This window comes from Methanomassiliicoccus sp., assembly GCA_012719175.1.
In the GTDB taxonomy this organism is placed as follows: domain Archaea; phylum Thermoplasmatota; class Thermoplasmata; order Methanomassiliicoccales; family Methanomassiliicoccaceae; genus UBA6.
Genome location: JAAYAX010000005.1, coordinates 70164 through 82869 on the forward strand (window position 1 = coordinate 70164; position 12706 = coordinate 82869).

At 50.0% G+C, this 12706-nt stretch carries 7 protein-coding genes; 6 read left to right on the forward strand and 1 reads right to left on the reverse strand.

Annotated elements, in window-relative coordinates; all coding sequences use genetic code 11:
• The first annotated feature begins 84 nt into the window (after nt 1–84).
• Nucleotides 85–4947, forward strand: coding sequence for a DEAD/DEAH box helicase (locus GXX95_03940; GenBank protein ID NLT37295.1), 4863 nt, complete (start codon nt 85–87; stop codon nt 4945–4947).
• 161 nt (nt 4948–5108) lie between these two features.
• Here GXX95_03940 and GXX95_03945 read toward each other — a convergent pair whose 3' ends face one another.
• Nucleotides 5109–6086, reverse strand: coding sequence for a hypothetical protein (locus tag GXX95_03945; GenBank protein ID NLT37296.1), 978 nt, complete (start codon nt 6084–6086; stop codon nt 5109–5111).
• Nucleotides 6087–6315: 229 nt separating this feature from the next.
• On the opposite strand from GXX95_03945, the gene GXX95_03950 reads away from it, so the two are divergent.
• The 5 genes from GXX95_03950 (at nt 6316) to GXX95_03970 (ending at nt 12674) form a co-directional block, all read left to right on the forward strand.
• Nucleotides 6316–6900, forward strand: a complete 585-nt coding sequence (locus GXX95_03950; GenBank protein NLT37297.1) for a hypothetical protein — start codon at nt 6316–6318, stop codon at nt 6898–6900.
• Between the two features lie 1006 nt (nt 6901–7906).
• The gene (locus GXX95_03955) at nt 7907–8068 is read left to right on the forward strand and encodes a hypothetical protein (GenBank protein NLT37298.1); all 162 of its coding nucleotides are present in this window, start codon (nt 7907–7909) and stop codon (nt 8066–8068) included.
• Nucleotides 8069–9079: 1011 nt separating this feature from the next.
• Complete coding sequence (locus tag GXX95_03960; GenBank protein ID NLT37299.1) at nt 9080–9310, forward strand: hypothetical protein; 231 nt, start codon at nt 9080–9082, stop codon at nt 9308–9310.
• Nucleotides 9307–9510: a hypothetical protein gene (locus GXX95_03965; protein ID NLT37300.1), complete on the forward strand. Its 204-nt coding sequence runs from the start codon at nt 9307–9309 to the stop codon at nt 9508–9510. The genes GXX95_03960 and GXX95_03965 overlap by 4 nt, the downstream gene beginning before the upstream one ends.
• Nucleotides 9507–12674 (forward strand): hypothetical protein, encoded by a 3168-nt coding sequence (locus GXX95_03970; GenBank protein ID NLT37301.1) that lies wholly within the window; start codon nt 9507–9509, stop codon nt 12672–12674. Before GXX95_03965 ends, GXX95_03970 begins: the two co-directional genes overlap by 4 nt.
• Nucleotides 12675–12706 lie beyond the last annotated feature (32 nt).

A 12706-nucleotide genomic window follows, 5' to 3' on the forward strand; every position in this document is an offset into this window, starting at 1 on the left:
AAGCATCAAATAATATTTCATTCCAGTTGGAGGAGCAATCCGATACAGATTAATCACCTTGAGACCAATACCCGCCCGATCCAATTGAATTTCAAATCCATCCTCAACAAGCACAGGGATTTGTCTTTTTCTGAGCGAGACAAAGGCGATCGATTTGAGCGCCTTATGCAGGGATACCTGCTCACAAGTCCATTATACGAGAACGAGTTCGACAAAGTTTGGCTGTGGAGCGAGTTCCCCTTCCGGGAGCAGTTCGGTCGCACTGACACAGGAATCGACCTGGTCGCCCTGACCAAGGACGGCGAGTACTGGGCCATCCAGTGCAAATGTTACCAAGAGGACTCCCGGATTGATAAGAAGGAAGTTGATTCCTTTTTATCAACGTCGGGCCGGGGGTTTGTGGATCGAAACGGCGAGATGATCAGGTTCTTTCACCGCCTGTGGATCTCCACCACCAACAACTGGGGCGGGAACGCCGAAGCGGCCCTGGTCAATCAGGACCCCCCAGTGTCGCGCATCAGCCTGACGGACCTGGAGAACGCCCCCATTGACTGGGAAAAGCTCGATGATGGCATTTTCGGCCTGCCTGCGAGGCTGGATAAAAAGACAATTAGACCACATCAAAAGGAGGCCTTGGACAAGGTCCATGAGTACTTCAGGACCGCAGACCGAGGAAAGCTAATCATGGCCTGCGGGACCGGGAAGACGTACGCGGCCCTGAAGATCGCCGAGAACGAGACCGGTGGCAAGGGCACGATCCTTTTCCTGGTGCCGTCCATCGCGCTCCTAGGTCAAACGCTCAACGAATGGCACAACGATGCTGACAAACCTATCAATGCCATCTGCATCTGTTCTGATTCCACTGTCTCCAAGAAGAAGAACAACAAGGACGATGAGGACGCCGCTAGTACAGTGGATCTAGCACTACCAGCCAGCACGGACGTTGATAATATTATGCGGCAGCTTGCGCATATCAAGAACAGAGACAACGGCGGACTTTCAATCTTCTTCTCGACCTACCAGAGCATCGATGTGGTCTCGAAGGCGCAGGAAAGATTGGGAACTTCGTTCGACCTCATCATCTGCGACGAAGCACACAGGACAACTGGTGTGACACTGGCTGGCGATGACGAGTCCGCGTTCGTAAAGGTCCACGACAACGATTTCCTCAAGGCCAAAAAGCGCCTCTACATGACCGCTACGCCTCGGATATTCAGCGATGATAGCAAGAGCAAGGCGGATGAGAACGACGCCGTCCTCTGCTCGATGGACGACGAGACGTTGTACGGTAAGGAGATCCACAGGCTTGGCTTCGGAGAGGCGGTGGAAAGAGGGCTCCTCGCCGACTACAAGGTCCTCGTACTCACTCTGAACGACCGAAACATCTCGCCATCGGTGCAGAGGATGGTGGCCAATGTGGACCAGACGATTAACGCTGACGATGCCGCGAAGCTCATCGGTTGCATCAATGCGCTATCGAAGCAGATCGTCGGCGATGATGGCGTTATTAGGGACACAGACCCACTACCGATGAAGAGGGCCGTGGCATTCTGCCAGACCATAAAGATCAGCAAGGGCATCGCTTACAACTTCAACGAGGTCTCGGAGAAGTACATGGACGACCTGCCCGAGGAAACGGTAGGAAGAATACTGGGAGTCGAGGCTCGACACGTTGACGGGACCATGAGCGCAACGATGCGCGATGAGATGCTCAGCTGGCTGAAGAGGGAGGGCGACGAGTGCAGGATCCTCACGAACGTCAGATGCCTGAGCGAAGGCGTTGATGTACCATCATTGGACGCAGTGATGTTCCTGGCTGCGCGTAACTCTCAGGTCGATGTTGTTCAGTCTGTAGGCCGCGTCATGAGGCTCTCTGAGGGTAAAAAGTACGGATACATCATCATCCCGGTCGTCATCCCCAGCGGCGTATCGGCCGAGAAGGCTTTGGAGGACAATGTCCGATATAAAGTCGTCTGGCAGGTACTTAACGCTCTGCGTGCCCACGATGACCGCTTCAATGCTACCATCAACAAGATAGACCTCAACAAAAAGAAGCCTACCACCATCCTAGTCGGTAGGCCGGACCTCGGCTTTGATGAGAACGGCAATCCGATAGTATCCGAAGGTCAGGTTGGGGAAGGGACAATACAGATGAGGCTGAACCTGGAGTTCGAGGAACTCCAGGACGCTGTCTATGCTCGGATGGTCATGAAGGTCGGGGATCGCCTGTACTGGGAGCAGTGGGCCAAGAATGTTGCAGAGATCGCTGAAAAACAGATAGACCGCCTATCCAGGTTGGTGGAGAACGAACGAATAAAGGATACCTTCAACGACTTCCTTTCGGAACTTCGGCGAAACCTCAACCCCGAGATCTCGAAGGAGCAGGCCATAGAGATGCTGTCACAGCACATGATCACGAGGCCGGTCTTCGAGGCCTTGTTCGAGAACTACTCGTTCGCGGACCACAACCCGATCTCAAGGTCGATGCAGAAGATGGTCGATCTTCTAGAGGCCAACGCGATTGAGAAGGACACTCAAGCCCTGGAACGCTTCTACGAATCCGTACGTATGAGGGCTTCCATGATCGATAACGCCGAGGGTAGGCAGCGTATCATCATCGAGCTGTACGACAAGTTCTTCAAGGCCGCCTTCCCGAAGATGGCCGACCAGCTCGGTATCGTCTACACCCCGGTGGAAGTGGTAGATTTCATCATCCGCTCGGTCGATGATGTCCTGAAGAAGGAGTTCAATAGAGGTCTGACGGATGAGAACGTTCACATCCTCGATCCATTTACTGGAACCGGAACGTTCATCACACGGCTACTTCAGAGCGGATTGATCGAGCAGGAGGACCTGGAACGCAAATACGCGAGCGAGATCCACGCCAACGAAATCGTCCTGCTAGCGTACTACATCGCCGCCGTGAACATCGAGAACGTGTATCATGATATACTGGCAGTGGAGGATGAATATCGGACCTTCGACGGCATATGTTTGACCGATACTTTCCAACTGGGCGAGGCCGTACAGGGTGACCTGTTCCGCCCAAGTTTCTTCCCCGAGAACATCGGAAATGTTGAGAGCCAGCAAAAAGCACCTATCAATGTAATCATTGGCAATCCGCCTTATTCGGCGTGGCAAACATCGGCGAACGATGATGCACAAAATACATCATATCCAAAACTGAATGGGCGGATTTCAGAGACCTACGCTAAGAAATCAACTGCTACTTTGAAAAACTCGCTGTATGATAGCTATATCAAAGCGTTCCGTTGGTCATCTGATAGATTAGATGAGCATCGAGGAGGCATAATCTGTTTTATCTCGAATGGTGGCTGGTTGGACGGCAATGCCCAAGATGGTTTCAGAAAGCATCTGGAGAGGGAGTTCAGCAGCGTTTACGTGTTCAATCTGAGAGGGAACCAGCGTACCAGTGGAGAACTAAGCCGTAGGGAAGGCGGAAAAATTTTCGGGTCCGGATCGAGGGCTCCAATCGCTATTGCCCTGCTGGTAAAAAATCTTAAAGCGTCTAGAAATAAAGCGACGATCTATTATCACGACATCGGTGACTACCTTACAAGGGAAGAGAAACTGGAAAGGATAGTGCAATTGAGTACTGTTACCAACCCAGACTTCAATTGGGAAATTATCACGCCCAATGAGGCGGGCGATTGGATTAATCAACGTAGTGCTTCATTCAGTAAATTTATACCGATAGGAGATAAGGGTAACAAGGATGGCAAATCATATTTCGTACCTAACTATTCGAGTGGTGTAAAAACCAATAGAGATGCCTGGTGCTTCAATTCCAACAGAGACAAGCTCGTTCAAAAAATCAAAGAATCTATCGATTACTACAACTCACAAGTGGATGGGTTCTCCAGCGCCAAATCCCAGACCAATGATCTGACCGTTGAGGACTTTATAACATATGATTCAACGCGGTTTAGCTGGGATGCCCAACAAAGGATAGATATAATAAAAGGCATGAAATATTCATTCGATCCAGAGTCTATCCGAATCAGCTCGTATAGACCGTTTTTTAAACAATATCTCTATTTTAACCGACATTTAAATAATAGGGTCTATCAAATGCCCAAACTTTTCCCGGATTCAAAAGTCTCAAATCTAGTAATCTGCACATCCGGTATCGGAGTAACAAAGGAGTTCTCTTGCATCATCACTAACATGATGCCTGACCTTGAGCTTGTAGGAAAATCTCAATGCTTTCCCCTATATCATTTTGAGGAAATTGGAGTCGGCAATTGGAAAATGATTGACTCATCCCAGTCCCTTCTAGATGTGGGGGACACCCATCTAAGTAACAAATGTGTCCGAAAAGATGGTATTAGCGATTTTATCCTTAATAAGGCAAGAAAGGAGTATGGCGACTCGGGACTTTCCAAAGAGGACATCTTCTATTACGTATACGGCATCCTACACAGCCCCGACTATCGTAAGACCTTCTCCAACGATTTGAAGAAGATGCTACCAAGGATCCCCTTGGTTGACGATGTTACGGACTTCTGGGCCTTTAGCCAGGCAGGGAGGAGGCTAGCAGATCTCCACCTCAACTACGAGGCAATCCCTTGGCACCCCGACGTTAAGGTCACAGGCGCTGAGGCCGGGGACTTCACCGTCTGCAAGATGAGGTTTCCGAAGAAGGGCGAGAAGGGCACGATCAAATACAACAGTAAGATCAAGATCTCAGGGATACCGGACAAAGCCTATGAGTATATTGTGAACGGAAAGAGCCCCATTGAATGGATTATGGAGCGGTACCGGGTGACGATAGATAAGGCCAGTGAAATCAAGAACGACCCCAACGACTGGGCAATTGAATCGGGCAAACCTCGCTATATCCTCGACCTGCTTTTGAGCATCATCAACCTCAGCGTCCAGACCGTTGACATCGTTGATGGTCTGCCGAAACTTAAAATTGAATGAAGGGCTGATACCAGGGACACGTATCAAAGAGTAGGTAATCTTTTATATTAATGCCAAGAAGTGTTAAGTAATCGTCTACAATAAAAACACTGGTTCACAGAATGTGCAAGAGTTAATCTTTTAAAATGTTGCTAAGATTTGGAAGTAGCAACAGAGAGTGATTATGAATTAGTTCTATCTTTTATTTCGTCTTCAATCTCTGTAATTAAAGTTGTGTGGCATTCCTCGAATTTCATTGGATACCATCTATTATACTTTCCGGACCTATAATTCGTCAACCACTCACCACATTTATCATCGGGACTAATTAAGACCACTTTTGCCTTAGTATTCATAATATGGTCCCAAATATGCTTATCATCTGGATTGGGCTTGACTCCGATGATTATCACTAGGTTTGCATCATTCACTAACGATTGAAATTCAAATAGAATAGCATCTAGCTCTGCACTACAAGTTAAATTATCTTTATCCTTCGTAAAGAAACGCATAGCAGGTTGTATTTGGCTATTCTTTATCTTATCTACAAGTCCGTCCAAGGACTCCACCTCAAACGGTACGATTATTTTATTCGCATAATGCTCTAGACTAGCCAACTTGATAGAGGGTAGGAAATTGCATGATCCATGGATTTTATCTAGCTTCACTCCGTTCGCTCCAGGTTTATATGCTATCTTCAATCCCTGTTTTTGTATTGCTTCATCGAGTAAACAATCGTAGTTCAAGGATCCGATGGTGATTATTCCCGATTCTAGCAATGAACGGAACTCTTTTACGAACCAAGTATAAGGATCTGAATAATCATCCCCAATACCTAAACGAAAACCAGCGAAATACTGGCCAAGGTCCTTTTGATATGTTTTTAAATTCCATTTGTCGGATTCTCTAGCCTCTGTTAGCATCAACCCCATGCCCCTTTCAAATGATCCTGGTACGGTATCATTGAAAACGTCCTTTAGGTATGGGGGTAAAACCCCCCAAGTTACTGGAAAATCCTTGGTCATTTCGAGAAATAGTGTCGTACTAAGGGGTGGATTTCTTGGTGTGCAAGAGCTTACTCCATAACTCGCGCCCGCTCCAAAAACAATTACAACTTGCCCCTTTTTTGTCTTTATCGCTGGGGTCGTGTTGACTTTCATTGTTTGATTTTCTTCTTGAGATGTCATTTTTTCTAAATAATCAACAAAGATTATGAAATAAGTGGATTAATTATGGAAGCGTTTAAGATGTGAAACCACAAGGACATTAGCAATAGAAAGTTTCAAACGAGCTTACGCTTCTATGCTTCTGGATTACTTCTTCTCCAACAATTAATATAACTCATTAACCATATTCATAGTAGCTACCATAATATGTGTAAGTGATATCATGGGCGCGACCAAGTATCCAGTGTTGGACGAGAGCTTCTACCCGCGAATGATCGCCTCCTGCACCAACGACGAGCAGCGCGGTCTCATCACGGTCCTGGACCTCACCGGGATGCACGTCTCCTCGGTGTGTAAGCTCGGACCGGATAGCATGATCCGGCAGGGGGACAAGATCTACCTAAAATGGGTCAGACCGAAGAACAAGAAGACCTTACAATCCGAGGTTCCGCCCATCAAGGTCCACGTCATCCAAAACTTCCTGAATATGAGGCGAAAAACCCGGGAGTTTTATTTCATTCTAGTCAAGGAGATAGGCAGGACGGCAGGCTATCAAGATGTCAGCCCTATGACCTTCCGCCATAATAGGGCGATCAGGGCCCTGGTTACCGAGAGATACACGATCTATGAGCTGCCGCAGATCATGGGATGCACCTTGGAGGTCGCCGTCAGGAACTATGCCAAGGTCAAAGAGGCGGATCTCATAAAGACGCAGAGAGAGCAGGAGCAAAGGGCTCAGTCGAACGGCAAGCCTCGGACAAGGACCAAAGGCAAGGGCATGGTGTCCAAGCTCATGAGGAGGCGATGAGGGACGTCCAGCGCGTTCATCACCACCAAGCCTTTGATATATAGCACGAAAGGCGGTGTCGAGTGTCCAGCATGTGAGTTCTTCGATTACAGCTATATTTCCGATGTTGACGACATCCACGCCATCGTGGAATGTCGCAACTGTGGGGTATGGTATCAGGTCAGGCATGTCGATCTCCATCGATCTTAGACGCGTAGGGATACGTTCACGTTCAACGTTTACGGATGTACGCTGGCTCTTATGCAGCGAATGTCAAATCATGCCCATACAGGCGTTCACATACGTTCGATAGGGCGTCGTATGTCATCGTCAACGTTCATTGATCCCGCATGGTTCACTTATCGGAGCGTCCCTCAGGGTCATCGTCTTAACGGTCATCACCTCGCCCGATCCAAAATTCTCATTGACAAAATAGACCCTAGCCAGTAATTTTGTCAATGTCAAATGGGGAGCGGGGTTGCGCAATATATAAAGAACAAGAGAAAGAAGAGAACGTAGGGAACAATGCCTAGTGCCGTATTCGTTGACAATTTCCTCTTCTCAGTCTTGACCCTCGGCTGTCCTCGAACGAGGCCGTGCTTTAGCGTCTCTAGGCCCTCCCCTGGACCGTAGATCCCTCCCTCGCACGCCGAGGTCCTTCCGGCCCGGGGCCTCGGCCCGATCACTCGGTTAGCCTCCTTGTTGTGGGTTACTAAGGTCCACGTTGCCGTTTGTGATGATGGTTCCCGGCAACGTGCCTTGACGCCGATTAGGAGACCGGTCCCTCAAGGCCACATCTATTTTGGGAGTGACGCATATTTTTACTTTCATAAGAAGGACCAGATAATTACTCAGAGGATTCAGATCCCTCAGAATACTCCGGCTCATCGTAAATTCGGAAGATTCTGAATCCTCGTACATCGCATTATCCGCTCGGATGAGTATCCATTAGCACTTTCATTGTGGTACGGACACTCGACCAGAAAAGACTAACATTCTAAATACCACATTTCTGGTAGGTCGTTTCATGGTAACGCGGAGAGCATGGAACAAAGAGGGCGGGATCTCATTGAGGCTCATCCTGCCGATTGCTTCATTCACCATCTCCCGCTTACTCCTTTTGGCAGCCGTGACCTCGGTCAAGGGTGAGGTCCTGGACTTCTTCGCTCGGTTGTTCGGGACCTTCTGAGCCCTCCTTTCTGCCACAGGCGGACGACCAATGGGAGTTCTCCTTCCCCCAGAGGGTCGTGGGCGTCTACTATTCAGCCCCACGCCCCAAAAAATTCCTTTTTTTATGATTCGTGCCTATTTAATATCTGAAATTTCTCAATTTCTTTAATTTCTCAATTTCTTTAATTTCGTATATTTTTTAATCTCTTTCATTTCTTTAATTTCTTAATTTCTTTAATTTCGTATATTTCCAACGGAATGTATGATTTTTTAACGGTTTGTAGAGAGAAAGTATAAATCTTTTAATTATAATTATCAACCTCAAATCCGAAAAACACATCCCGAAATTGCGTTTGGTCATGTCGAAAAAAACCTGACGCATCTCGATTCGGAAACAAGCCTGGGACGTTCAGCACAATGCCGACCAAGCAATAGGACCGAACGTCCCAGGCCGGCCAAACCCCATTGAAAGGAGATGGCGAACAATGAATAACGAAAAGCAGGACTTAAATAATTCGCAGGACCGCGACAATGAGCCGCGAGCCATGCTGGCCTTGGTTCTGAAAGCAGACATTAATCGGATGTCGGAAATCGTCCGATTAGTCGATTCTGTTCCACATACTCGAATTATCTATCAGCGAGTGTCGGGCGGCCGTCTCACCGTTGTTGAAGAAAGGTGATCGGCGATGGACCTAGTTAGGGCATACCGAGGTGGTTGCCTCGTTCATTCCGTAGCCACTCAGTTTAATCTTTTACATAATCCTGACATTTGCGAGTCGCTAAAAGTTACAGAACGGAATCCGTTGGAGATTGTAAAGGAAGCGATAAGGAATATTCAGGATGATGAGGTGGTCCTCGCTCCGCACCATATTGGAGTGAGACGATGACCGACATTGACCAGGATAACGTCCAGTGCGTCATCTGCGGTAAGGCCTTTTCTTTCAACAGGTGGAGTTCAGGCCCTCGTCGCTGCACCTGTTCCGAAGCCTGCCAGATCTTACTTGACGAAATTACCGGTGATCGCACCTCGATGAAGTACATGCGCCAACGAGCAGCCGACCCGGACATCTGCATAATCTGTGCCGGCCCTCTGGAAAAAAGAGACCGCTCGTTCAAACTCTATTGTGGGCAGAGGTGTCAGAAGATAGGCTGGCGGCGGGGCGTTAATACCGAGGAACTTACCGCTATCAGGGTGAACGCCGTTCGGACGGCGCACGGGCATCCTATGCATGCCAAGGAGGGTAAGGAGGGGGACCCTTGATCGAGGTGAAGAGACCGTTCATCCTTTACGGACAGGGAACGGATGCAGCTCTTGACGCCATTGAGGAGCAGTGTGAGTTCTTAGTAAAATTACGCCAACTTGCTTTACCTCCGTTCGTGGCTAGAAAGCTAGACCATGATCTTGGATACCTCCTGGTGCGCGATAGTGAACTCGAAGGACTGCAGAGGCTTATTCGATGAAACCGGAGGGCGAGGACAGGATAGACCCACGGGAGCGGGTCCGTGAGTACCTTCGCCAGCACCCGGGGACCCGGCTTATGGGCCTGGAGGGATCCGATGATCCGGTGAAGATAGACATCGCCGTCCAGGTTAAGATCATGCTCCGGAATGGCGAACTGATCGAGCATCCAAAGACCAAGGTCCTGATGTTCCCTGGTGAGGGCCCTGTTCGATCAACGAAGGACTCAGTGCCGACCAAGGCGGAGGAGTACGTCCTGGTCCGAATGAACGTGGCCACCAGGCTAACGGACGCCGAGGGTGTGGCCAGGGATCTTCGCGTCGGTGATGTCGTGACCTTGCCCAATACCACAGCCAAGGCTCTTGTCATCAAGGAAATGGCAGTAATGGTGGATGCTTATCCACCTATCGAAGTGAAGGCGGAAGGGGCGACAGCCGAAGGGTCACCCTCGACCGTACCAGTGGCTTCGGGAGGATCGCCTGGGTGTGAGACACCTCCGACCACACCAGCACCGGATGAGGGAGACGTTTCTGCCCGCCAACGGGAGTGGCTGGAAAAGCTCCAGGCAGTTCAGGATGAACAGAGCAGGAAGCCTCGCCCCATCCGGATACAGCATCGCAAGACAGACACCTGGCACCCCTGGAACGAGTGCCAGCACAAGGACCGCATCATCACCGCTGGAACGTTGCTCAATGAGATTGTCTTCGATTTCGATACCGAGGACTGGAGCGCAATCATCCAGGAGGGAAATAAGCTCCTGACCTATCTCAAGAATGAGGTCATACCTCATCAACTGGCATGGTCTGGAGGAAAGGGCATCCACATCCATGTGTTCGTGGACATGGGCTCGGTGGAACCAGATCCCGCGCTGGCTGAACATCTTGAGGACCGGGCCGAATATGGCCTCGACGTTTCGGCCATCGTCCGACGGGCGCTGAACGACCACATCGCTGCCGAAGCTGGCATGGACATCAAGAGGGCTGGACTAGACCCGTTGAAGGTGGACTTCAGCACCGCTCGAAAGGGCTCGATGATGCGAGCTTACGGCTGCCTTCGGCCTAAGGCGGAGAAGTACGCTGGCGGTGTTAAGACTCTCCTGGACTCCATACCGGAGCGCCGCCCCCGGCCGGGAGAGCTGCCCTTGGTCTTCCCCGAGAAGATCGGTCTGTGGAACATCGGGGCTTTGTCCAGCATCATCAACGACGCGCTTCGCGCCGAGATTCAGGAGGCCAGTCGGGAAGCGTTCACTCCAAAAGCCATCGAAGGCCCGCTATCGTCCATCCCGTGTTATTCCTACCTCCGTGCGAATGGTGCGCCACTCGGTCTCAGGAACGAGGGGGCGCTGACCATCAGTATATTCAACCAGGTCCATGGCCGCCTCCTTGAGGAGGCCCGGGACGAGGTCCGTGCCTACTCTCGCGCCTGCTCTCCATCGGGGGAGCTGGAGAGGGAGCATCTGGACACGCTGGAAGGGGTCTATAAACGTACCTACAAAGGGGCCTCATGTAAGCACATTCGAGGGAAGTTCGGGGAAAAGATCTGCATTAAGGGAAGGTGCCCAATATGCATCCAGGCCCGAGCTGATAAATCCGAGGATAAAGGGCGAAGTCGAAATGGCTCAGACGAACAGGTCGATTTCCTGTTACAGCTTGCTAGGCAGGACGGGGAGGCGGAGTTTTTTCATGATGCCGCTAACGTACCTTTCATCCGAGTTGTTAATGAATCTCATCATGAAGTCAAGGCTGTTGGGGAGCAGGACTTTTCGGACTGGCTTAAGTACCAAGCAGTAAAAGTTGCTGGACATGCACCGAAGAAGGATCCTCTGAATCAGGCTATCGATACCATTTCGGTTCTAGCTAGGTTCGAGGGTGAGGAGCGAGAGGTCTATATCAGAAAGGGGGCGCATGATGGGGCGTTCTACTATGATCTCTGCAACGCCTCCTGGCAATCAATCCGAATTTCCGCTGATGGCTGGCAGGTGGTAGATGACCCACCAGTGATGTTTCGCCGCTTCGATACGATGCGACCGCAGGTGATACCATTATCAGGGAGGCCTGAGGCTCTCGATGAGATAGTCAGGTTGATCAACACTACTCCTGAGAGGAGGCGGTTACTGAAGTATCAGATAGCTGCATTTAACGTGGCCGACATAAACCACTATAATGCCTTTTTTCTTGGGCCACAGGGCTCAACAAAAAGTACAGGGAATGATGTGGTCAAGGCCTTGGACGATCCAGGGACGGACAATAGAGACTCTTTGCCCCTGAAGGAGGACGACCTGGATCTCATATTATCTCGACGATGCACCGCAGCTTTCGACAACATATCTAGGATAAACCTAGAAATATCCGACAAGCTCACCAAGGCCAACTCCATGGGGCGTTCATCTCGCCGGACCCTCTACACCAATAATGACGAGAACGGTCGGAGATATAGGACAAAGATTATCCTCAACGCCATCGGCCTCGATGGTGGTGTTCGACCTGATCTGCTAGACAGGACGATCATTTACAATTGTGAGGTCGTGGACGAATCCCAGCGGTTGGGGCAGGGGGAGGTTAATGCTCGTATCGACCAACTTCTCCCATACGCCTTTGGAGCAGCTCTGGACCTCCTAGTGAAGGCCATTCCAATCTATGAGCAGCTCAGCGATTGTAAGGGATGGAGCCCGCGCCTAAAGGATGCATATCTCTGGATGATGGCCATTGCCAAGGTTGATGGCATGGGCGAAGAAGAATTCGAGATTCTGTTCAAGAAGGTAATCGAGCAGAGGGATTCCGACGCTATAGAAGGCGATCCCCTGGCCATCGCACTGGAACACGTCGCAGAGATAGGCGGCTTCGTTGGGACTGCGGCACAACTGCATGAGTTGCTTAACGCCCCAGGACTTGACATCCCCGAGTTGTGTCAGATTGATACAAAGGATAAAGCATGGCCCCGTGGGGGGATAGGCATAGGCATGCGCCTACCTCGCATCATCGCCCCCCTACGCAGTCGAGGGGTATATGTTTACCAGTGTCACTTCTCCGAGATTGAAGAGACCTTCGGAGATGGAATAAAGGGACTAACCCGCGCATGGAGAGATAAGCCCTACATTGATCAGGACCGCATGATCATTATTTCTAAGGACGACATCAAACTAGTTGAACAATCGATCCGGGGGTGAAATTATTTTTAAAACAGCTTGGGGTTTAACAC

Bases quoted from the DNA above. Each gene is read 5' to 3' on its own strand.
- GXX95_03945 (NLT37296.1), bottom strand. From the start codon at position 6,086: ATGAAAGTCAACACGACCCCAGCGATAAAGACAAAAAAGGGGCAAGTT.
- GXX95_03950 (NLT37297.1), top strand. From the start codon at position 6,316: ATGGGCGCGACCAAGTATCCAGTGTTGGACGAGAGCTTCTACCCGCGA.
- GXX95_03955 (NLT37298.1), top strand. From the start codon at position 7,907: ATGGTAACGCGGAGAGCATGGAACAAAGAGGGCGGGATCTCATTGAGG.
- GXX95_03960 (NLT37299.1), top strand. From the start codon at position 9,080: ATGAAGTACATGCGCCAACGAGCAGCCGACCCGGACATCTGCATAATC.
- GXX95_03970 (NLT37301.1), top strand. From the start codon at position 9,507: ATGAAACCGGAGGGCGAGGACAGGATAGACCCACGGGAGCGGGTCCGT.